Origin of the sequence: Inhella proteolytica, from assembly GCF_016093275.1 — a bacterium.
Lineage (GTDB): Bacteria > Pseudomonadota > Gammaproteobacteria > Burkholderiales > Burkholderiaceae_C > Inhella > Inhella proteolytica.
In genome coordinates this window covers 128925-152225 of sequence record NZ_JAEDAK010000009.1, presented here as the reverse complement: position 1 = coordinate 152225, position 23301 = coordinate 128925, and the positions used below count along the sequence as shown (strand labels likewise).

General features: G+C 67.0%; 14 protein-coding genes. 12 read left to right on the top strand and 2 right to left on the bottom strand.

Going from position 1 to position 23301, the window contains the following annotated elements; all coding sequences use genetic code 11:
• A complete protein-coding gene (lysS, locus tag I7X39_RS14125; RefSeq protein WP_198111809.1) occupies positions 1 to 1500 on the bottom strand; it encodes a lysine--tRNA ligase in 1500 nt (499 codons plus the stop codon).
• Positions 1501 to 1603: 103 nt separating this feature from the next.
• Between lysS and I7X39_RS14120 the strand changes: the two genes are divergently transcribed.
• The 8 genes from I7X39_RS14120 to I7X39_RS14085 are packed head-to-tail and all read left to right on the top strand — an operon-like array spanning position 1604 to position 9776.
• Positions 1604 to 2806: a lipopolysaccharide biosynthesis protein gene (locus tag I7X39_RS14120; RefSeq protein ID WP_198111808.1), complete on the top strand. Its 1203-nt coding sequence runs from the start codon at positions 1604 to 1606 to the stop codon at positions 2804 to 2806.
• An 8-nt stretch (positions 2807 to 2814) separates the two neighbouring features.
• On the top strand, positions 2815 to 3399 hold the full coding sequence (locus I7X39_RS14115; RefSeq protein ID WP_198111877.1) for an acyltransferase: 585 nt from the start codon (positions 2815 to 2817) through the stop codon (positions 3397 to 3399).
• Positions 3396 to 4457, top strand: coding sequence for a glycosyltransferase (locus I7X39_RS14110; RefSeq protein WP_198111807.1), 1062 nt, complete (start codon positions 3396 to 3398; stop codon positions 4455 to 4457). Before I7X39_RS14115 ends, I7X39_RS14110 begins: the two co-directional genes overlap by 4 nt.
• A complete protein-coding gene (locus tag I7X39_RS14105) occupies positions 4454 to 5458 on the top strand; it encodes a glycosyltransferase family 2 protein (RefSeq protein ID WP_198111806.1) in 1005 nt (334 codons plus the stop codon). Before I7X39_RS14110 ends, I7X39_RS14105 begins: the two co-directional genes overlap by 4 nt.
• Entirely contained in the window at positions 5455 to 6132 is a 678-nt protein-coding gene (locus tag I7X39_RS14100) for a class I SAM-dependent methyltransferase (protein WP_198111805.1), read from the top strand. Before I7X39_RS14105 ends, I7X39_RS14100 begins: the two co-directional genes overlap by 4 nt.
• A complete protein-coding gene (locus tag I7X39_RS14095) occupies positions 6129 to 7292 on the top strand; it encodes a DegT/DnrJ/EryC1/StrS family aminotransferase (protein ID WP_198111804.1) in 1164 nt (387 codons plus the stop codon). The genes I7X39_RS14100 and I7X39_RS14095 overlap by 4 nt, the downstream gene beginning before the upstream one ends.
• Positions 7293 to 7302: 10 nt before the next feature.
• Positions 7303 to 7905 carry a sugar transferase gene (locus I7X39_RS14090; protein WP_198111803.1) on the top strand — a complete coding sequence of 201 codons (603 nt, stop codon included), beginning with the start codon at positions 7303 to 7305 and terminating at the stop codon, positions 7903 to 7905.
• Positions 7902 to 9776: a polysaccharide biosynthesis protein gene (locus I7X39_RS14085; RefSeq protein ID WP_198111802.1), complete on the top strand. Its 1875-nt coding sequence runs from the start codon at positions 7902 to 7904 to the stop codon at positions 9774 to 9776. The genes I7X39_RS14090 and I7X39_RS14085 overlap by 4 nt, the downstream gene beginning before the upstream one ends.
• Positions 9777 to 9806: 30 nt before the next feature.
• On the opposite strand, the gene I7X39_RS14080 is transcribed toward I7X39_RS14085, so the two are convergent.
• Positions 9807 to 10502 (bottom strand): Crp/Fnr family transcriptional regulator, encoded by a 696-nt coding sequence (locus tag I7X39_RS14080; RefSeq protein WP_198111801.1) that lies wholly within the window; start codon positions 10500 to 10502, stop codon positions 9807 to 9809.
• A 122-nt stretch (positions 10503 to 10624) separates the two neighbouring features.
• Here I7X39_RS14080 and I7X39_RS14075 point away from each other — a divergent pair, with 122 nt between their 5' ends.
• From I7X39_RS14075 to I7X39_RS14060, 4 genes are all read left to right on the top strand, one after another.
• On the top strand, positions 10625 to 11992 hold the full coding sequence (locus I7X39_RS14075; protein WP_198111800.1) for a FecR family protein: 1368 nt from the start codon (positions 10625 to 10627) through the stop codon (positions 11990 to 11992).
• A 21-nt stretch (positions 11993 to 12013) separates the two neighbouring features.
• Positions 12014 to 14101, top strand: coding sequence for a CHASE2 domain-containing protein (locus I7X39_RS14070; protein WP_198111799.1), 2088 nt, complete (start codon positions 12014 to 12016; stop codon positions 14099 to 14101).
• A gap of 257 nt (positions 14102 to 14358) precedes the next feature.
• Positions 14359 to 15570 carry a hypothetical protein gene (locus I7X39_RS14065; protein ID WP_198111798.1) on the top strand — a complete coding sequence of 404 codons (1212 nt, stop codon included), beginning with the start codon at positions 14359 to 14361 and terminating at the stop codon, positions 15568 to 15570.
• Between the two features lie 337 nt (positions 15571 to 15907).
• The gene (locus I7X39_RS14060; RefSeq protein ID WP_198111797.1) at positions 15908 to 23158 is read left to right on the top strand and encodes a beta strand repeat-containing protein; all 7251 of its coding nucleotides are present in this window, start codon (positions 15908 to 15910) and stop codon (positions 23156 to 23158) included.
• The last annotated feature ends 143 nt before the right edge of the window (positions 23159 to 23301 follow it).

Here is a 23301-nt window from a genome sequence, read left to right as displayed (position 1 = left end):
TCAGGACTCCCGGCGCAGGGCGGGGAACAGGATGACGTCGCGAATCGACGGGGAGTCGGTCAGCAGCATCACGAAGCGGTCGATGCCGATGCCGCAACCACCGGTGGGTGGCATGCCGTATTCGAGTGCGCGGATGAAGTCGGCGTCGAAGTGCATCGCCTCATCGTCCCCGCTGTCCTTGGCATCGACCTGCGCGTGGAAGCGTGCGGCCTGGTCCTCGGCATCGTTCAGCTCGCTGAAGCCGTTGGCGACCTCGCGCCCGGTCATGTAGAGCTCGAAGCGTTCGGTGATGCCGGGGTTCTCGTCGTTGGCACGCGCCAGCGGGCTCACCTCCAGCGGGTGGTTCATGATGAAGGTCGGCTGCCAGAGCTTTTCCTCCACCGTCGCCTCGAACAGGCTGTACTGCAGCACGGCCAGGTTGGCGTTCTTGGGCACGTCTTCCCCGGCGGCCTTGATGCGGGTGGCCAGCACCTCGGGGTTGTCCACCTCAGTCTCGCTCAGGCCGGCATGCACGAGCAGGGCGTCACGGATGGTCAGGCGTGCGAAGGGCTGGCTCAGGTCCACGGGCTGGCCGGCGTAGGTCAGCTGCGCCGAACCCGTGGCGCTGCGCGCCACGTGCCGCAGCAACTCCTCGGTGAAGTCCATCTGGTCCTCATGCGTCCAGTAGGCCGCATAGAACTCCATCATCGTGAACTCGGGGTTGTGGCGGACGCTCAGACCCTCGTTGCGGAAATTGCGGTTGATCTCGAACACACGCTCGAAGCCGCCCACGATCAGGCGCTTCAGGTACAGCTCGGGCGCGATGCGCAGGAACATCTCCTGGTCCAGCGCGTTGTGGTGCGTGACGAAGGGCTTGGCATTGGCGCCACCGGGGATCGGGTGGAGCATCGGCGTTTCCACCTCCAGGAAGCCGTGCTCGACCATGAAGCCACGCAGGGCCGAGACGGCCTTCGAGCGCAGCGCGAAGCGGTCGCGGGCCTCTTCGTCCATGATCAGGTCGACATAGCGCTGGCGATACTTCGTTTCCTGATCGGCCAAGCCCTGGAACTTGTCTGGCAGCGGCCGCAGGCTCTTGGTCAGCATCAGCAGTTGCGTGACCTTGACCGAGAGCTCGCCCGTCTTGGTGCGGAACAGGGTGCCGCGCGCACCGGCGATGTCGCCCAGGTCCCAGTGCTTGAAGTCGGCGTAAGCCTCCTCGCCAATGGCGTCACGCTGGATGTAGAGCTGGATGCGGCCGGTGGCGTCCTGCAGCGTCACGAAGCTGGCCTTGCCCATCAGGCGCTTGAGCATGATGCGGCCGCCCACCGAAACCTCAATGCCCTGGGGCTCAAGCTCTTCGTTCGGCACATTGCCGTAGCGTTGGGCCAGGGGCAGGGCGCGGTGCTGGGGCTTGAAGTCGTTGGGGAACACCACCCCACCACGGGCGCGGCGCTCGGCCAGTTTGGCGCGGCGCTCGGCGATCAGTTGGTTCTCGTCGGCGTGGGGCGCGTGCGGTTCCATGGCGGGGAATTCAGGGGGTCAGGGGGAGGCGGATTCTATGGGGCGGCCTCCTAGAATGCCGGGTTTGCCCTGAGCGACGCCCTTCGCAAGCACGAAATCCTCCATGCAGCTGCTGCGCGCCTCGCTCACCCTGGTCCTGGGCAACGCCCTGGCCCATGCCCTGCCCTTGCTGCTGGGGCCTTGGATTGCGCGCCTCTACAGCCCAGCCGAGTACGCTCAGTTCAGCCTGGTGTGGGCGGTGTGCGCCAACCTCACGGTCGTGGCCTGCGCCCGTTACGAGTACGCCCTGCCGCTGGTGCAGGGGCACTCCGCGCTGCGCGCCTTGCTGGCACTGTGTCTGCGTGTGCTGGCCCTCGTCTGGGCTCTGAGCGGGGTGGCGGCGGCGTGGTTGGCCTTGCGCTGGCCTGCCATGGCGCTGTTGCCGGCCCTGCTGATCGTGGGCGGCGGGGTGCAGTTGCTGAGTCTGCTGGCCACGCGCGAGCAGCTGTTCGCGCGCCTGGCGGGCGCGCGTGTGCTGCAGTGGGGTGGGGCGCCGGTGCTGCAGGTCGGGTTGGGCACGATGGCCCTGGGCGTCTGGGGCTTGCTGCTGGCGCCGCTGCTGGCGGGCCTGGCCGCGCTGCTCTGGTTGCTGTGGCCGCTGCGCGCTTGGCTGCAGGGCAGCTGGCGCGTGGGTGCGGGTCGCTGGCGCACCCTGGCCTGGCGCCACAAGGACTTCCCGCTGCTGAACACACCGCACGCCTTTGCCTCCGCCGCGCAGGACACCCTGGCGCTGCTGCTGATCACCGCCTGGGCTGGCGACGTGGCCACCGGCCTGTGGGCGCTGGCGCTGCGCTACCTGAAGGCGCCGGCCACGCTGGTGGGCAGCGCGGTGTCCTCGGCGCTCTATCCCCAGCTCACCCAGGCGGTGGATCGCGCGGCCGGCCAGGTGCAACTGCGGCGCACCATCCGCAGCCTGCTGATGCTGGCGCTGCCCTTTGCGGCCCTGCTGATGCTCAGCGGCCCCGAGCTGTTTGCCTGGGCCTTCGGTGAGCCCTGGCGCGAGGCCGGCACGCTGGCGCGCGCCCTGGCGCCCTACCTTGCCTTGCACTTCGTGGCTTCGCCGCTGGCGGTCGTCACCATGGCCTGGCAGGCGCAGGGCTGGGCTTTGCGGCTGGCGCTTTGGGGGCAGGGCCTGTTCCTGCTGGGCATCGTGGTGGGTCTGCAACTGGGCGGGCTGGAAGGCGCGGGTTGGGGGGTGTCCCTCACGATGACCGGATACTTTGCCTACTACCTGATGGCGCTTTGGCGCTGGCCCCACAAGCAATGAGCCTCGCCCTGCGCGCCACCCTCAACCGCTGGCGCCGCCACCTGTGGCGGTGGCTGTTCTTCCGCATGCTGTTTGCCGAGCGCGACCCGGCCAGCGGCGCACTGCGCGCCGCCAGCCGCATCGCGCCCAGCACCTGCATTGAGGGCGAGGAAGGGCTGCAATTGGCCGACCATGTGTTCATCGGCCAGTTCAACTTCCTGGAGGCCAGCGCCGGGTTGCGCCTGGGTGAGGGCGTGCAGATCACCAACTTCTGCAGCCTGGTGACGCACAGCTCGCAGCGCGCGCAGCGCTTGTTGGGCCGGGCTTACGTGGGCTGGCCGGGCGACAAGCCGGGCTTCAAGCGCGCGCCGATCGAGATCGGCCCCTACTGCTTCATCGGTCCGCACAGCCTTATTGAGTCGGGCAGCCGTCTCGGCAAGGGTGTGCTGGTGTGTGCCTATGCCCAGGTGCGCGGCGAGGTGCCGGACTTCGCCATCGTGGCCGGCCAGCCGGCCCAGGTGGTGGGCGATGTGCGTACGGGTGATGCCCGTTGGCTGGACGCCCATCCCGAGTGCCGTGCGCATTACGAGGTCTGGGCGGGGGCGTTGCGATGAAGGGCCAGAAGGGACATTTGTGCCTGCTGGGCGACGCCGACCATGTGCACGTGCGTCGCTGGGCGCAGGAAATGCTGGCACGGGGCTGGCGGGTCTCGGTGCTGACGGCGCGCCCGATGGCGCAGACTGGGGTCGAGCAGATCGTGCTGCCCGCGGTGCACCGCAGTACCGACTGGCTGTGGCGCGTGGGCGCCGCCCGCGCCGCGGTGCGCACCTTGCGGCCGGACCTGCTGCATGCCCACTACATCACGTCCTACGGCTACTTGGGGGCGCGGGTGGCCGGCCGCATCCCTTTGGTGATGACGGCCTGGGGCAGTGACCTGCTCGTCACTCCGTTTGAGAGCCGACTCAAACATTGGTTGACGGGCTGGACCCTGCGGCGGGCGCAGCTCATCACCGGTGATTCAGCCGACCTGGTGGCGGCGGCGCGTGCTTACGGCCCCGCAGCCGCCCTGCACGAAGTGCACTGGGGTGTGGACCTCAACCGCTTCAAGCCGGTGAACTGGGCCGACAAGCCCGGCTTCGAGGCGGTGAGCCTGCGATCCTGGTCGGCCAACTACCGCGTCGATCAGATCCTGCGCGCCTTTGCCCAGGTGCGCCGCACCCATCCGCAGGCGCGACTGCACCTGCTCGGCGGTGGGCCGGACGAGGCCGCGCTCAAGGTACTTGCCACTGAACTCGGACTGCAGCAAGCGGTCCAGTTCCACGGCCGCCTGGACGACGCCGGCATGGCCGCCGTGCTGGCACGCTGCAAGCTGTCGATCAGCGTGCCGGCCAGCGACGCCACCTCCGTGTCCCTGCTCGAAGGCATGGCCTGTGGGTTGGCGGTGATCGCCAGCGACTTGCCGGCCAACCGCCAATGGCTGCCACCCGAAGCCCTGGTGCCGGTGGACGATGTGGAGGCCCTGGCGCGGCGATGGCTGGCCCTGGCCGACGACGATGCGCTCGCTCACTCTCAGGGTGCCGCCCATGCCCAGCGCATGCAGACCGAGGGCGCCCGCGCGGTGCAAATGGACCGCGTGGACGCGCTTTACCAAGAATTGCTGGCCTCTTCATGAACCGTTTGGTGTCCGTCATCGTTCCCTGCCGCAATGAGCGGGCCTACATCGAGGCTTTCTGCGCGTCCCTGTTCGCGCAGGCCCTGCCGCCCGGTTGGCAGATCGAGGCCGTCATTGCCGATGGTCAAAGTGACGACGGCACCGCCGAGTGGCTGGCGGCCCACGCGGACGAGCGCCTGCGCGTGATCGACAACCCCGGCCGCATCGTCTCCACTGGCCTGAACCAGGCGCTGCAAATCGCGCGCGGCGAGGTCATCGTGCGCATGGATGTGCACAGCGTCTACGCCCCCGACTACGTGGCCGAATGCATTGCCGCACTGGAGCGCACCGGGGCGGACAACGTCGGCGGCGCCTGGCGCGCGGTGGGGCAGGGCGGTATGCAGCGCGCCATCTGCGCGGTGTTCCAGTCGCGCTGGATCAGCGGCGGTGCGCGTTCGCGCCTGCTGGATTACGAGGGCGAGGTCGATACCGTCTACCTGGGCGCCTGGCCGCGGGCCAGCTTCGAGCGCTTCGGCGGCTTTGACGAGAACCTGGTGCGCAACCAGGACGACGAGCACAACCTGCGCATCAAGAAGGGGGGCGGCAGGGTCTGGCAGAGCGCGCGCATCCGCTCCAGCTACAGCCCGCGCGCCAGCCTGGGGGCGCTGTGGCGCCAGTACCTTCAGTACGGTTATTGGAAGCCCTTCGTGATGCGCAAGCATGGCCAGAGCGCCAGCGCGCGCCATTGGCTGCCGGCCGCTTACCTGCTGGCGCTGCTGGGTGGCCTGCTGCTGCTGCCTTGGTCCGGCTGGCCGCTGGCGCTGCTGGGGCTGGCCTATGGCGTCTTGCTGCTGGGCGGTTGCCTGAGCCTGGCCAACCAGGGCCTGGCCGTGCTGCTGCGCGCGCCGCTGGTGATTCCCACCTACCACCTGGCCTACGGCCTGGGTTCTTTGCTGGGCTGGGCCGACGTGCTGCGCGGCGCGCCTGCTGGGCGCAGCCGCTTTGCCCGCCTGACCCGATGAGCCTGCAGCAGATCGAACAGGCCTACGCGCGGCGCGACCTGCAGGACCCGCGCTACCACCCGCTGGCGCCGGCGCAGTTCCAGGCCGTGCAGGCGCGCGAGCGCGCTCTGGCGCAGCTGTTGCGCCAGCATGGCTGGCAGGACACCCAGGCCCTGCGGGCGGCCGAGCTGGGCTGTGGCAGCGGTACCAATCTGCTGACGCTGCTGCAACTGGGCTTTCGCCCGCAGCAGTTGACCGGGGTGGAGTTGCTGCCCGAGCGCTACGAACTCGCGCGCGAGCGACTGCCGCAGGCCCTGAGCCTGCACCTGGGGGACGCCCGTCAGGCCACCGTTCCCCCCGGCAGCCAAGACCTAGTGCTGGCCTTCACCGTCTTCAGTTCCGTGCTGGACGATGACCTGCAGGCCGAACTGGCAGCCTGCGCCTGGCGCTGGCTGCGCCCCGGGGGTGCCGTGCTGGTGTACGACTTCGCGTTCGACAATCCCCGCAACCCCGACGTGCGCGGCGTGCCGCTGCGCCGGGTGCGGGCGCTGTTTCCTCAAGGTGCGCTGGACATGCGGCGCGTCACCCTGGCGCCGCCCGTGGCGCGCCGCCTGCCCGCCTGGGCCTTGCCCTGGTTTGACGCGCTGCCCTGGCTGCGCACCCACCGCCTGATCCATATTCGCAAACCCCTATGAGCGCACTTCCTTTCCTGCCCTTTGCGTTGCCCGAGATCGGTGAGGAGGAAATTGCCGAGGTGGTGGACTCTTTGCGCAGCGGCTGGGTCACCACCGGCCCCAAGGCCAAGCGCTTCGAGCAGGCCTTCGGCGAATTCCTCGGCGACTCCAGCCTGCACTGCATCGCCGTCAACAGCGCCACCGCCGGCCTGCATCTGGCACTCGAGGCCATCGGAATCGGCCCGGGTGACGAGGTCATCACCACGACCCACACCTTCACCGCCACGGCCGAGGTGGTGCGCTACCTCGGTGCCGATGTCCGTCTGGTGGACATTGACCCTGCCACGCTGAACCTCGACCTGGACCAGGTCGAGGCGGCCATCGGCCCCAAGACCCGCGCCATCATCCCGGTGCACTACGCCGGCTTGGCCGTCGACATGCTGCGCCTGCTGGACATCGCCCGCCGGCATGGCCTCAAGGTGGTGGAAGACGCGGCCCACGCCCTGCCCGCCACCCTGGAGCGTGAGCTGATCGGCACCTTGGGCAGCCATGCCGCGGTGTTCAGCTTCTACGCCAACAAGACCATGACGACCGGCGAGGGCGGCATGCTGGTGACGCGCGACGCCGCCTTGGCCGAGCGCGCCAAGGTGATGCGCCTGCACGGCATGAACCGCGATGCCTTCGACCGCTTCACGGCCAAGAAGCCGAGCTGGTACTACGAAATCGTCGCGCCTGGCTACAAGTACAACCTGACCGACATTGCCGCCGCCCTGGGCCTGCACCAGCTCAAGCGCCTGCAGGCCTTCCAGGCACGGCGTGAGCAGATCGCGCAGGCCTACTTTGAAGGCCTGGCCGACCTGCCCCTGATCCTGCCGCCGCGTGCACCCGAGGGCGATGTGCATTCCTGGCACCTGTACGTGCTGCGCCTGAGCGAAGGCGCGCCGGTGAGCCGTGACACCTTCATCGAGCGCATGTATGCCCAGGGCATCGGCTGCAGCGTGCATTACGTGCCGCTGCACCTGCATCCCTACTGGCGCGAGCGCTACCAGCTCTCCCCGGCGCAGTTCCCGCAGTCGCAGCGCGCCTACGAGGCCATGGTCAGCATTCCGCTCTACACGGCGATGAAGGACGACGACGTGCAGCGCGTCATCCAGGCCGTGCGCCACAGCCTGCAGGCCTGACGCACTCTCCATGGGCAAGCGCCTGTTCGACCTGCTGCTCAGCGGCCTGGGCCTGCTGCTGCTGGCGCCGCTGCTGCTGGGCTTGGCGGCCTGGGTGCGGCTGGATTCACCCGGCCCCGCGCTGTTCCGGCAGGAGCGGGTGGGTCAGCATGGGCGGCGTTTTCGCATCCACAAGTTCCGCACCATGCGCACCGATGCCGGCGGCCTGCCCTTGACGGTGGGGGTGGACCCGCGCATCACCCGTGCCGGCCACTTCCTGCGCCGTCATAAGCTGGATGAACTGCCCCAGCTCATCGATGTGTTCAAGGGCGACATGAGCCTGGTGGGTCCGCGCCCGGAGGTGCCGCGATATGTGGCGCTCTACCCGGCCGAGCTGCGCGACCAGGCCCTGGCCGTGCGACCCGGCATCACCGACCCGGCTTCGCTGGCCCATCTGGATGAGGCGGCCGTGCTGGCCGCCGCCACCGACCCGGAGCGCGACTACATCGAGCGCGTGCTGCCCGCCAAGCTCGCGGCGGCGGTGGCCTACAGCCAGCAGGCCACGCTGGCCTCGGACCTGCGCCTGCTGGCCCGCACGGTCTGGACCCTGCTGACCCGGACGCGCCCCTCATGAACCTCGGTCTGCGCGCCTGGGGCGCTCTCGATCAACTGCTGAGCCGCCTGCGCGCCCGCCGCGCCAGCCTGGCCTTGCTCACCGACCTCGCGTTGATCGCCCTGGCCTGGCAGGCCACCTATTTGTTCCGGCTCGGCTTCGAGCGCTGGCTCAGCGCCCGGCCCGCTTATGACGCGGCGGTGCTGGCCGGCCTGCTGACGTTGTATGCCCTGGCCCTGCTGGGGCTGCAGGTGCCGCGTTCGATCTGGCGCTTCTCGGGCTTTGGTGAGGTCAAGCGCCTGTTCTTCGTCTGCCTCATCGCCGGTGTGGCGGGCGGGCTTGCGGTGCGTGCCCTGGGCCTGGTGCAGGTGCCGCGCGCCGTGCTGGCCTTGCACCCCATCGTGGCGCTGATGGCCCTGGTGCTGGCGCGCATCCTCTACCGCATGCTCTACGAGCACATGCGCGCGCGCCTGCACCGCGGCGCCGGTGAAGTGCGGCAGATCCTGGTGCTGGGCGCGGGCGAAGCGGCCACGCGCCTGATTGCCGGCTTGCGCGACAGCGACAGCCTGATCCATGGCCTGCTTGACGATGACCCTGCCAAGCGCGGCCATCGCGTCGCGGGCGTACCGGTACTGGGGCCGCTGGACCAGTTGGCGGATTGGGCCGAGCGCCTGCCGCTCACGCATCTGGTCATCGCCATGCCCTCGCTGCGTGGCGCCACGCGGCGCCGTGTCGTGGACCTGGCTGCCGCCACCGGCCTGCCCGTGCTCACCGTGCCGAGCGCCGAGGAGCTGCAGGCCGGCACGCCGCTGGAGCGGGTGCGCGACATCAAGCCCGAAGACCTGCTGGGCCGCGAGCCGGTGCAACTGGACGAAGCCGGCATCGGCGACATGATCCGCGGCGCCACGTTGTTCATCACCGGCGCGGGCGGCAGCATCGGCAGCGAACTCTGCCGTCAGGCCGCGCGCTATCGCCCGGCACGCCTGGTGTTGTACGAGGTGAGCGAGCCCAGCCTCTATGCCGTCGAGCAGGAGCTCGGGCTGAGCCACCCGGGCTTGGAGCTGGTGCGCCTGGTCGGTGATGTGCGCGATCTCGCCCACCTCCAGGCGGCGGTTCAAGCGCAGGCGCCGGACCTGCTGCTGCATGCCGCAGCCTACAAGCATGTGCCGCTGATGGAGGAGGGCCACAACGCAGCCTCCTGCGTACGCAACAACACCCTCGGCACCTACCACGCCGCGCTGGCCGCCGCGCGTGCGGGCGTGGCGCGCTTCGTGCTGATCAGCACCGACAAGGCCGTCAACCCCACCAATGTGATGGGCGCCAGCAAGCGTGCCGCCGAGCGCGTGGTCTCGGCCCTGGTGCCTCAGTTCCCCGGCACCCGCTTCATGGCCGTGCGCTTCGGCAATGTGCTGGGCTCCAGCGGCAGCGTGATCCCAAAGTTCAAGGAGCAACTGGCGCGGGGCGGGCCGCTCACGGTGACCCACCCGGACATCATTCGCTACTTCATGACCATCCCCGAGGCTGCCCGCCTGGTGCTGCAGGCCGCCGCCCTGGGGCAGAGCGGCCAGGTGCTGGTGCTGGACATGGGCGAGCCGGTGCGGATTGCCGACCTGGCCCGCGACATGATCCGGCTCTCTGGCCACAGCGTCGAGGAGATCGGCATCGTCTTCACGGGCCTGCGCCCGGGTGAAAAGCTGTTTGAGGAACTGCTGGCCGACGCCGACACCAGCCTGCCCACTGCCATCAGCCGGCTGCGCATCGCCCGTCTGCAGGCCGAGGGCAGCGCCGAAGTGCTGGCTTGGCTGGAACACCTCCAGGCCGAGCCACCACGGGATGCGGAGGCGGTTCGTGCGCGGCTGCGCGAGCTCGTGCCGGAGTTCCGTTCGGCCTGATTCCCTGGCCAGACTCCCCGGCCTGAAGCCCTATTTGGTGGGCGCGACCTTGCCGTCCGCTGCTTCCTGCAAGGTCTCGGGCTGATGCACCAGCAGGGAGTTGCCATCGCGCGCCAGCACCTTCAGCCCTTGCAGGAACTGCAGGGTTCGCGTCACGGTCTCGCGGCTGGTGTTCACCATGATGGCGATCTCCTGATGCGTCGGCGCCATGGTGATCACCGTCTGGCCGCTGCCATCCCTCTGGGTCAGCAGGGTCAGCTGGGCGCACACCCGCTGGAAGGAGCTCGGCAGGGCCAGCAGGGCGCGATGCCCGGCCGCGCGGCGCATGCGAGCGGCCAAGCGCTCGGCCACCGCCGCCGCGCCGCGCGGGGTCGAGAACATCAGCTCGCGGGCACGCTCGCGCTCCAGGAAGGCGATGCGCGATGGCGCCACGGCAATGATGTACTCCGGCGCGGGTTGGCCGTCGATGACGGACAATTCGCCGAAGAAGTCGCCGTCTTCGACGAAATCAATGCCGACTTCGCGGCCGTCGAGCGTGAAATTGACGGTCTGCAGCCGGCCTTCGATCAAAAAGCCCAGGCCGGCATCGGTTTCGCCGCGCTTGATCACCACCTCGCGGCGCTCCACGCGGCGCTCGTTCATCGTCACCGAGACTTCGGCCAGTTTGTCGGCCGGCAGACTGTCAAACAGGCGCAGGCCCTGAAGGATCGGGATCAGGATGGGCATCGGGGGCCGAACTGTGCAGGCAACAAAGCATCAAGGGATGTGATGCACAACACATGGTCCCTGTGTGTGTTGATGCAACATTCATCTTCCCGCCGCTCACCCCGGCGGACAGGAGTCTGGTCATGATAAGCAAGCCCCTCGCAAAAACCCTGAATTGGCGTTCCGCCCTCGCTCGCTCGGCCCTGGCTGGTGCCGGCTTGGCTCAGGCCGCCACCGAAACCGTCGGCCAGGTCAGCCTGCTGATTGGCGAGGCTTGGGTGGTTCATGGCGATGGCAGCCGGCAGGCGCTCAAGCGCGGGGCTTCCATCCAGGTCGGCGACCGCATTGAGACCTCGGCCAACGGTCATGTGCATGTGCGCTTCATCGACAACGGTGCGGTCAGCGTGCGGCCCGACAGCGTGCTGGAAGTGCAGGCCTACCGCTACGCCGCCCAGCAGCCGCTGCTGAACGAGGTGCGCTTGAAGGTCGAGCAGGGCACCAGCCGCTCCATTTCGGGCGCGGCGACCGAGGTCGACAAGAACCGCTTCCGGCTGAACACCCCGATCGCCGCCATCGGGGTGCGCGGCACCGACTTCATTGTTCAGACCGATCGCACCGGCATGCGCGCCACCGTGTCAGATGGCGCAATCGTTGTCGGAGCGCTCGGTGCGGGCTGCCAGGCCAATGCGCTCGGCCCCTGCGGAGGCAAGGATGCCCGGTTGTTGAGTGCCGAGATGGGGCGGCTGATGGTCGAGGTCAAGCCTGGCGATCAGATGGCTCATGTGGTGCCGGCCGCCGGCGCCGCATTGGCCAGTGCCGCTTACAACGCCGAAGAGCGCGTTGCCGCACGCACGGCGGCGGAGTCGGCTGCACGGGTGGCCGGCATCCTGGCTGCGCGGCCGCGTGATGTCGATACCGCGGCGGCCATCGGCTCGGACATGAACGTTGTCACGGCGCTCGCCCTGGCTTCGGTTGACTTGCCGGAGCTCAATCGCGCGGGCGACTTCAACTCCCAGCTGGTGTGGGGGCGCTACTCGATCGCTCGCGATCCCAATGACAAGCTCAGCGCGCCGTACTCCATCGCCTCGCTGGGTCGTCACATCACCGTGGGAGACGAGAGCATCGGCCTGTTCCGAGCCAACGACCCCACCAACCCCAGCGGGCAATTGCCGGCCAGCCTGACCACGAAGGTGGACTTCCGCCTGACCCGTGCCGCTGTCACCTATGAGGGCAATGGCGTGAGCGAGGCGGCAACGGTCAATGGCGCGCGCCTTAGCCTGGACTTCGCCAACCGCACCTTTGCCACCGCTCTGGCGCTGTCCTCTCCCGCAGGCGGCAAGACCGAGTTCCGCATGGCTGGCGACGTGCGCAGCGATGGCACCTTTGCGGTGCAGGACAGCACCCAGAAGATTGCCGGTGCGGTGTCGCTGGACGCCAAGGAGGCGGGCTATATGTTCGAGCGTGGTGTCGTGGGCGGCCTCTTCAAAGGGCGCACCCTGTGGGGCCGCTGAGCGGTCGCACTGCCTGAGTCCATGTCGCTCATGAAACTGTCCTGGCGCAACTACCCCTGGGTGCTGCGGGTTCTGGCCCTGCTGCTGATCCTTGGGGTTGTGGCGGCGCTGCGGCAATTTGCACCGCAGGTCACCGAGGGCACGCAGGATGCTGCGGGCGATCTGGCTTGGCGGGTTACGGCATCCAGCCAGACCGAGCGTCGTCTGGTCGTGGTGGATATCGATGAGGCCAGCTTGCGCGAAGTCGGCCCCTGGCCCTGGCCGCGCGCCACCATGGCGCAGTTGTCCGAAAAGCTCGGGCAGGCCGGCGCCCTGGTGCAGGCCTACGACATGGTCTTCCCCGAGCCGCGCGAGGGCGATGAACTCCTGCGTGAGGTTTGGTCCAAGTCGCCGGTGGTGATGGCTCAGCTGTTCTCGCTGGATCCCCGTGTGGACCCGCGCGAGGGTGAGTTGGGCGCCGGGCTGGCCCAGGCCGGTTGCCCGCCCTTTGCCCCGCGCTCCTATGGCCACTACGGCAATGCCGCCGAGCTGCGCCGTGCCGCCAGCTCCACCGGCCATATCACGCCGCGTTTCGAAAGCGACGGCGTGGTGCGCAAGTTGCCGGGCCTGGTTTGCCACCAAGGGCAGGCCTACCCCAGCTTGGCGCTTTCCGCCTTCTGGCAGGCGGCACAGGCGGGCGTCACTCCCGGTGTCAGCGGTCAGGATTGGCAGGCCGTCACTCGCAGCGAACTGGGGCTGGCGGGCTGGCTGGGACCCCATGCCCTGCTCAGCAGCCGCAGCCTGCCCGGCCTGACGGTGCCGCTCGATGCGCATGGCGACCTTCGTGTGCCCTACCGCGTCGATCGCAAGGCGCTGATGTCGGTCTCGGCGGCCGATGTGCTCAAGGGTCGAGCGGACCTCAGTGTGCTGAAGGGCACGATTGCGCTCGTTGGTGCCACGGCCTTTGGGCTGGGCGATACCGTGGCCACTCCGCAGGCGCCAGTGGCGGCGGGGTTCGAAGTGCATGCGCAGATGCTGGCTGCGCTGCTCGACCACCGCATTCCCTTCATGCCGGAGCTGGCGCCCAGCCTGGAGTGGCTGGGCATGGGCCTGATGGCCGTGGGCCTGCTCGTGCTTGCCGTGCGGCGTCGCGGCGTGCCGGCCAAGCGCCTGCCGTTGGCGGGTCTGGCGCTGGCTCTGGTGTGCTGGCTGGTGGCCTCGACGCTGCTGGTGACGGCAGACCTCTGGCTGCCCTGGGCCTCTGCCGCCCTGTTTGCGATCCTGTTCTCGGTGGCCCTGGCCACGGTCGAGCACGCCTTGACGCGTGCCCAGCGCGAGCGGCTCTCGGCCCACTTGGGGGCGTATCTGCCGGCACCCGTCGCGCAGCGCCTGATGGCCAGCGATCCCAGCGGTAGCCTGCAGTTCGAACGCCGCGAAATCAGCGTGATGTGCGCGGACATTCGCAATTTCTCCGCTTTTGCGGCCCATCGCTCGCCGGAAGAGTCGGCGGCCTTGTTGCATGCCTTCTGCTGCATTGCTGTGGATGTCGTCGAGCAACACGGAGGGGTCGTGGAGAATGTGATCGGCGACTCCGTGGTCGCCGTCTGGAATGCCTACCCTGAGTGCCCCGATCATCCCCAGCGTGCCCTGGCGGCCGCGCAGGAGTTGCTGCGCGCCACGCGCAGCTTGCTCGCCAGCGGCCAGCCGGTGTCGGAACACAGCGTCGTCCAGCCTCTCGCGCTGGGTGTGGGGCTGGAGTCCGGTACGGCCATCGTCGGGTCATTCGGTCCCGCCCGCCGGCGGGCGCATGCGGCGCTGGGCGAACCGGTCAGCGTTGCTTCACGCATCCAAGCCATGACGGCCGATCTCTCCATTCCCATCCTTCTGGGGCCGCAACTGGCCGGCAGTCTGGGTGCTTCCGCTGTCGAGCCGCTGGGCGATTACCTTCTTGAGGGCCTGAGCAAGCATTACAGCCTGTACGCCCCGCAGGCCTGGGCCGAATTGGTGCCCGAAGACCCACAGTGGCTGGAAACTGCCATTGCCGGAGAGCGGCACGCCGATGGCGATCCCTGGGCCGAGGCTTCGGATCACCACCCCCTGGGTTTGACCAGCGAACTCCGAGACGCGTGAAGTCGCGGACCGGAGCCCGGTTCCCGCTAGGGCGGGGCCGTCATCGCTTGCTGCTGCTAGCTTTTTGCGCTGGCGCATCGCTGGCGCACGCCAGCCAGGTCGATCTGCAGGGCTTGCAGGAGGGCGGAGCGGCGGGTACCTGGGATGCTGAGCGCATCTACAGCGCGTGCACGCGGCTGGCGCTGGCGCCTTGGCCCTCGCACCCTGTAGCGCGGCGTGCCTACCTTCAGCGCATGGATGCCGCGAAGGCTTCCTGTATGACACATCCGCAGTTCCTGGCCAATCTGGGGGCTCTGTGGCTGGAGGAGGGTGAGCCCAGCCAGGCGCTGATCTGGCTGGAACGCTCTTTGCTGCTCGACCCGGGTCACCTCGGCGCACAGGCGGACCATGCGCTGGCTCTTGCCGCTCTGGGGCAACCCGCCGCCCGCGATGCCCTGGCCGAAGCCTGGCGTGCACGTCGCGATGTACCCGAGGCCCTGCGTGCCCGCCTGCTGCCCGCGCCCATCAGCGCGTCGGCGCCGCTGCCCGCGGTTCGTTTGGGTGCCGCGGTCCAGGATGGCTGGGTGGCTTACCGCGAGTTGAGCACCCTGGCCGGCTATGAGAGCAACCTGAACCAATCTCCCAAGCTCTACGAGATCACCCTGACGCCCCCGACGGGGCCGGAACCCATCGATCTGGAGAGTCCGCTGCTGCCACGCCGTGGCGCAGCGGTCACGACGGATCTGTCTTGGCAACTGGCACGTAGCCCGGAGGCCGGGCGCATCGTTCGCCTGGGTGTCAACTTGGGTGGGCGCTTCGCGCCGGGCGAAGCGGCCACCAACTGGCGCCATATCCAGCTGGCGGGCAGCGTCTCCCAGCAATGGGCGCCGTGGCGCGCCCAACTCGACGCCGGCGCAGGCTGGGTGGGTGGGGCGCTGAACGAGCCGTACCGCCTGGTTCGCCTGGCCGCCAGTCTGGAGCGCACGGCGCTGGGCTGCGGCTTTCGGGCGTCTATCGATGCCGAAAGCCGTACGCAAAGCAACACCCGGGTGCTGGATGGCCGCGCCGCCGCGCTATCGATCAGTTCGACTTGCACGCTCTGGGGGCAGCGCCACTGGAACTGGGGTCTGGCCCTGCGTGGTGCCGTGGACGAACCCGTCAACCCCAACCGGGCGGGTGGGCGTCAAGATCTCGCCAGCTTGGGTGTGAGGCTGCAGGGCGCCTTGCCCGGACAGGCCCGGTTGGATACCAGCCTCCGCTACAGCCAGACCCGAGACCGCGAGGGCTACAGCCCCCTTCTGGCCGACAACGCGCGCCGCCACCTCAAGCAGAGCCAGTTCAATCTGGAGCTCTCCAAACCGACGCAACTCAGTGTCTTGTTCGACGCCGAAGCTGTTGTTCAGCTCAGCCTCACCCATCAATCCAGCAACCTGCCGCTATTTCGGTATCACGCAGGCTCGCTCTACACGGGGTTGCGTTGGGCCTGGTAAGTCAATCGAAATGCAATTTCTGTTGTGAGCATGCAACTTTAAGGGTTCGATCCAAGGAACAACCCTGAATTCCTCATGGCGGCGGCCCGGCTGGGCCAAGCCATAATCCGCGCGCTGCCAGGAGTAGGGCCTGGGTGGCGGCGTGCGCGCATCCGAGCCAGGTCCTACTAAAACATCCTCGTCTTCATGTGATCGCCATCACATGAAGGCCAGAGGATGCCGAGCACACTGCGGGCACATCGTGGGAGTCCTCCATGCAAAAGTGGAGAGCGAGCGCGAATGCCCCGGTACTTTCTTACTGGGAATTGCCTCTCTAAACCAAACTGGAGTTTGATCAATGGCAACTGGATTCAATAGTGCTGTCATCGCCCGCGCTGCCGCGGCGCTGTACGACGTTCAGCTGGGTAACGCCAGCATGTCGTGGGCGCTGGATCAGGTGGATCGCGTGCATGGCGGCAACGTCGGTGCGCTGATTCAGGGCGTCATCAATGCTGATCCCGCGCTGAAGGCGCTCACCCCGGCCCAAATGGCCACCGTGATCGTCAAGAACGTGGGCGTGACCTCTGGCGTCGCCGATGCCGAGGCCTATGTGGCGGCTCAGCTGACCGCCGCTGGCGCTGCCAACTACGGCACCGCCATCACCTCGCTGTTGAATGGTTTCGCCGCGCTGCCCGCCAGCAACCCCTACGGTGCTGCCGCTGCCGCGTTCAATGCGCAAATCATGGGCGCTGGCGCCTACGCGCAGACCATCGGTACGGTGGATGCCCTGGTGCACCCGCCTGCAGGTGCCTCGCAGACCTTGGTCATCACCAAGCTCAGCGCCCTGGGCGCCGACGTGATGAAGCTGACCGGTGGTCAGGACGTCCGCATCGACTTCACCAACTCCGCCAACCAGATCACCGGTCTGGACCTGGACGGTGACGGCACCATCGAGTTCGATGGCCAAGAGCGTTCCATCACGGGCAAGGCCTCCGGCTATGAAGTCGTCGATGCCTACTCGCGCAACCCGCTGAACCACCGTGATGCCGCCAACAACATGTTGGGCGACATCTACTTCGACGGCACGTCGAACGCTGGTGCTGAAGGTGATGGCGTCGGTTCCGACGGCAATGTGTTCCTGGGTGGTCTGGGTGCTGACAAGGCCTTCGGTGGCGTCGGCAACGACTTCCTGGCCGGTGGCGGCATCGCCCAAGGTCGCACCGGTGTGCGCGACGAGCTGCATGGCGGCCGCAACGCCGACTTCTTCTTCGCCGAGTTCTCGGGTCTGGATGCCACCGATGGCTCCACCCTGTGGATCGACGGCGGCAACACCGCCGACGACGTGTCGGCCGGCAACCAGCAAAGCGCGCAGGACGCCGACTGGCTGCTGTTCGAAGCTTCGGACGACGACGAGCCGGTTCACATCTGGCTGAACGACGACAACGTCGCTGACCAGCGCGATGCTGCCGATGGCCTGACCGACGGCATGGGCCGCGTGCTGTCGCGCTCGGGTGAAAGCCTGCAGATCGACGACGTCGAGAACGTGGACGCCTCGGGCAACCTGTATGGTTTCCTGAATGGCATGGACACCAAGATCGGTGGCCGTGCAGTGGACAGCCAGGCTGCCGTGGGCACCGGCACCGACAACTACGGCTTCGGCGCTTCCGCCCAGCTGTGGATCTCGGGCAGCAATGTCGACAACATCATCATTGGTGGCTACGACAACGACTACATCGAAGGTCGTGACGGCAGCGACTTGCTGATGGGCGGCAACCTCAACAACCTGCGCAACCCCAACCTCATCAACATCTGGAACAACGGCCGTGATGAGCTGGTCGGTGGCGCCGGTGGCGACAACATCGTCTTCGAAACCGACGGCGGCATCTACGAAGCTGGTACCGCGCAGGACGCCGATGACGGCGAAGACGACACCCTGTGGCTGACCAAGAATGCCTTCGGCACCAAGACCGCTTCGGACGTGACCGCTGACGGCACGGTTCGCATCGATCTGGCCGTGGGTCTCAGCGGTGGTCTGGCCAATGCGGCTGGTTATGGTGGCGCCGACAAGAACTACGTCGACGGCAGCTACACCTCCGACCAGACCAACTACAAGGCCGGCTTCAGCCGTGCCCAAGTGCAGGATTTCAACAGCGTGATCGCTACCGGTCTCGGCGCTGTGGACTACCTGGCTGCGGGTGCCAACGATCCGGAACTGCAGTTCAACAACCAGCAGAACCATCTGGCCTTCATCGGCAACCTGGACCTGCGTGGTAACGGCAGCGACAACGTTCTGTACGCCACCGCTGGCGCCGACGTGCTGGAAGGCCGTGCCGGTGACGACGCCCTGTCCGGCGGCGACGGCAACGACGACTTCTACTTCTTCCTGCAAGACGGCGAAGGCGACGGCGTGGACGTGATCCACCGCCAGACCGACGACGGCAACAACCTGTGGACCGGCGACTACGAGCGCGACTTCAACATCGGCGGCACCAGCACCACCGGCCCGTCGAAGCTGATCGTTGACCTGGGCACCACCAATCTGGCCTCGGCCGATGTGGCCCTGACCTCGTTCACCATCAAGATCGGTGGCACCTCGTTCGCGGTGACCAACACCACCGCCCTGCTGGCCGCCAACAGCGCCGCCGAAGTGGCTGCCCTGGTGAACAGCGCCTACCAAGCCATCGATGCCAAGGTCACCGCCGTGGCCGTCGGCAACACCATCGTCGTGACCGACACCGGTGGCCGTGACATCTCCGACACCGTGGCCGAAGGCTACGCCGTCGGCGGCGTGGTGTCGAACGGTGCCTTCTCGGCTCTGGCGACCTACCAGGCTCCGGGCACCCAGACGACCAAGGACCGCCTGATTTACAAGGCCTACGAAGACCGTCTGGACAACGAAGGTGTGGACGACGACTCCTTCATCGGCAGCACCATCACCCTGGGTTCCGACGCTTACGCCGAAGACCTGGTGATCTGGTTCGGTGACGAAGACGGCAACGGCAAGGCCACCACCCGCATCGCTGAAGACCAGTCCTACGCCCTGACCTTCACCAACCTGACCACGCAAGACAAGGTCACGGTGGAAGTGAACGGCGTCAAGTACTCGCTGCAAGTCGGCGTGGATCTGGACGGCAACATCATCGCGGGCGAAGACGGCGTGGGCGATACCCAAGCCGCCATCCAGGCTGCCTTCCTGACCCGCCTGACCGCCTTCATCAACAGCTTCATGGACGATGACACGTCCGCTGGCGCTGTCGATGCTTCGCTGGCTGGCAGCACCATCACCCTGACCCAGCGCGTCTACAACGGCGAGCAGACCGTGTTCATGACCCGCCCGGTCGTGACGCTGCAGAACCTGTCGGGTGGCGAGCCCGCCAAGGTTTCCGTTGCCAACACCTCGCAGCACGAGCTGGAACTGCTGGACTTCGACGGCCGCAATGGCGAGCTGAACGAGACCAACGTCCTGTTCGTGGGCCAGGAGTTCGTGAACCGTTCGGAACTGTCGACCGCGCTGAACGCCGGCGGCACCCAGACCGGTTACGAGGCTGTGCTGATCGACGTCGGTGCGGACAACCTGCAAGACGTGGTCTTCGGCACCACCACCGCCATCCCGAACAACACCGCTACCAATGCTGAACTGGCCAACGAAGGCATCGTCGGCAAGGGCTGGTCGGTGCACGGCGATGACTTCATGCTCGGCGGCGCTGGCATCGACACCATCAACGGTGGCACCGGCGACGACCGCATCGAAGGCTCGATCGGCGGTAATGGCACCACCACCTGGGACGTGCTGGACGGCGGCAAGAACTTCTACTCGGTCCAGGTGCTGGGCGAAGCGCAAGCTCGCGTCTACATCCTGAACAAGTGGGAAGCTGCCAACCCCAGCAAGGTCACCGCGCTGAACAGCATCGGCACCATCACCGCCATCACCCTGCTGCAGCAGAACGAAGGTGGTCTGAACGTGGATTCGGGCGTGTTTGACGACACCCTGCAGTTCTCGCAGAGCCGCTTCACCGCTGGCAAGACCAACTTCACCATCACCCTCGACAACTTCACCCTGACCGGTGGCGTGGTTGAGCTGCGCAACGACGGCGCGGGTACCGTGATGGTCGATCTGGACGGCGATGCCGCCACCACGACCGACCGTAGCTGGACGAAGTTCACCAACTTCGAAAACATCCGCACCGTGTCGGGCGTGGGCAATGCTGTGGCCGGCGACGGTCAGGGCACTGACACCCTGGACGTGCAAGCCCTGTCGTCGGCCACCACCGGCGCCAACGGCATCTCGTACAACCTGACCAATGACAACCTCGGCGGCGCCGGTGGTGACAAGGGTTCGGTGATGTACAGCGCCAACGCGCACGCCAGCCTGACCCGTCCGGCAGCCACGGACTTCGAGTCCCTGGTGATCAAGGTTGACGGCGTGGAGAACGTCATCGGTGGCACCGGCGACGACCTGCTGCTGATCGACGAAACGGAAGCCGCCAAGAACAACACCTTCACCGGTGCTCTGGGTGACGACCGCGTCGAGTACCAGAACGCGTTCGCTGGCGAAGCCACCCCTGGCGTTGCCGAGCCGACCGTCACCATCAAGGTTGACAACGTGGCTGCCTCGCTGGGCGGCACCGACACCGTCACCATGACCGGTGGCCGCGTGGGCACGACCGTGGCGACCGACACGCTGAATGGCGTGGAGTTCATCACCCTGGCTCAGCGCACCGCTGCTGGCGTTCGCGAGAACGACGTGCTGGACGTGACGGCCATGACCGCTGGCGCCATCGTGAACTACAACGACGGCACCGTGCGCGCTCTGGACAACTCGCTGCACGTGACGGTTGAAGGCATCGACGAGATCGAAAACATCTGGGCCGATGGCAACGACACCGTCATCGTGGCCGATGCCGGCGTGATGAGCGGCAACCAGCGCGAAGACACCGCCAACGCCACCGCGTCGACGGATCTGGCCCTGGCCACCTTCATCGACTTCGACACGCTGAACAGCAACAACAGCCGCAAGTCCTTCATCAGCCAGTCGGCTGCTGAAATCGACAACGTCGTCAACCAGAACCAGTTCAAGTTCAATCTGAGCAAGACCGGTTCCGGCGTTGACACCGACACCGTCGACTACAGCACCGCCAACGACAACATCGCTGTCGTGGTTGAGCTGGATGCCACCAAGCCGAACCAGTTCGTCATGGTGGACGGTGATGGCGCGACCTTCTACAGCGGCGGCGCCGGCGATCTGGAAAACGCAACCGACCGCGTGGACCAACTGGTCAGCGTGGAGCGCATCGTCGCCTCGCTGGGCGAGTCGGTGCTGGACCTGACCAGCTCGACCAAGGGCCTGGAAATCAAGTGGAGCGCGTTTGACGTCGCCAACCAAGTGGCTTCCCTGGACCGCGATGTGTACAGCGTGCGCATCTCCGACCTGACCTCGGCCAGCCCGCTGCAGCGCACCTTCGTCGAATACCGCGACGCTGGTCTGAGCGGCACGGTGACCCAGGGTCAAGCGACCTGGAACCGTATCGAAGGTAGCGACAACGCAGAAGTTGTGGTGATGAACAGCGCCCATGCCATGGACGCCGACACCTTCAACCTGCGCGGTGGTGCCAACCAGGTCAAGTACAACGAACTGACCAAGTCGATCACCCTGACCCTGTCGGTGTCCGACTTCGTGGCCGCCACCCCGACCACGACCGGCCTGATCACCGGCTCGGTGCAATTCCAAGACGGCACCGGTGCCGGCGTGGAAGGCCCGTACATCGCTGGTTCGCAGACCCACACGATCCGCAGCTACACCGCCAACAACGGTATCGCTGCCGGTTCGCTGCGCGTCGCCGCTTCGCAAGACGCGGAAGACACGCTGAAGATCAACGGTCTGGATTCGAAGGTGTTCCTGCTGTCTGAAGCCGGTACCGTCGACAACCAGATCACGGTCAAGCTGGGTAGCGGCACCGCGGCGAACTCGGTCGTCCTGACCGGCTTCGAACTGGTGTCGGATGCCGATTCGAACGACGTCTACGACTTCGGCTCGCTGATCAACGCGGCCTCGGGTCTGAACTTCGTCGACAGCGGCGTGAACGACCATGACACCGTCAAGGTCGGCAACGACGCCGTGGGCTTCGACGGTACCGACGCCCTGGGCGGCGGTGCAGTCAACGCTGCAGCCACGGAAATCAGCCTGCAGGCCATCCGCGACAACGGCGCCCTAGCCGCCACCGGTTTCGACTTCGACGTGCTGGACATCACCAAGGTGACGGACAACACCGTGACGACGATCTCGGGCGCGACCTCGGGTCTGACCGACTGGACCACTGACGAACTCGTGTTCGGCAAGATCCAGAACATCACCTCGGCGCTCGACTTCGAAGCCGTGGTGCTGACCGAAGCCACCATCACCGAAAACGGCACGACCTTCACCCTGAACACCACCACGAATGCGCTGGTGGCCGGTGCGAAGAGCGTGGCGCTGACGGACGGTGCCAACACCCTGAGCTTCGGCGGCACGGTGCTGGAGCAGGCTGCTGCCCCGAATCATCTGCGTGCCGCGACCGATCTGAACGCCACCAGTGGCGTGACGGTCAACGTGGTGGGCGATGAGGATGTCAACATCACCGGCGGCAATGGCAACGACACCATCACCACCAAGGGTGGCGATGACGTCCTGCGCGGCGGTTCGGGCAACGACACCCTGAACGGTGGCTTCACCGCCGCCGTGGGTGCCAAGTTGGTGGTCACGCTGACCGGCGGCGCTTCGGCGTTCACGGCCAACGGTGACAACATCACCATCGCCGGTGCCACCCTGACCGCTGCTGCCGCTCCGGCTGCGTTTGATCCCTCGGTGATCTCCAACCAGATCCTGACGGGTTCGGATTCGGACCAAGTGGGTGCTGCCTTCGCTTCGCTGTCGCTGTCGACCTGGGTCACGGCTCTGCAAGGCGCTGGTGCCACCGCTGCTGAAGCCGGTGCCCTGGCTTCGGTGACCTACGACGGTGTGGCGAACACCCTGACCTTCCAGTTCAACAACTCGGCTGCCGGTTCGACCCTGGTGGCTGCTGATGTGGACTCGGCGGACCTGACCGGTGGCACGATCACCGCTGTGGAAGCCTTCACGGCCTTCACCGCTGCGATCGAGTCGCAGGACCAGTACGTGTTCGAAGCCACGGCTGCGCTGAACGGTGTTGACACCATCAACAACTTCAACAACGCCAACGCTGCGACCGACGACACGCTCGACTTCCGCGCCTTCCTGGGTGCTGCTTCGAGCCTGGGCGCCGCCGCCAACTTCGTGACGACCGGTCTGGATCTGTCGGGCGCCGCGAACGTGGGTGTGGTGTGGAACAAGGCCTCGCTGAGCGCCAGCGACATTGCCACGGCTGCTGCCGCCGGCAAGATCGCTGTCGAGAACAACGGCAAGGCCGTGGTTCTGGTGAGCGCTGACGCTGACGGTGCTACCGACACGACGAACGACGCCTACAAGGTGTACTACATCGAGGACACCAACACCGGCGCCGGCCAGACCTGGGTTGTCACCCTGGTTGCGACGATCAACAGCAACACCGAGTTGAACGCCGCTGACCTGGTGGACGGCACGGACGGCTTCATCTAAGCCAGTCTGCGCAGGGGGAGCGGCTTCGGCCGCTCCTTCAGGCAAGGTAGTTCTGAAACCGCCGGGGCAACCCGGCGGTTTTTTCCTTTTTGTGAGACGGGGCCCTGGTTCCCGCTCCTGCAGAATGCGCCGCCCTCAAGCGG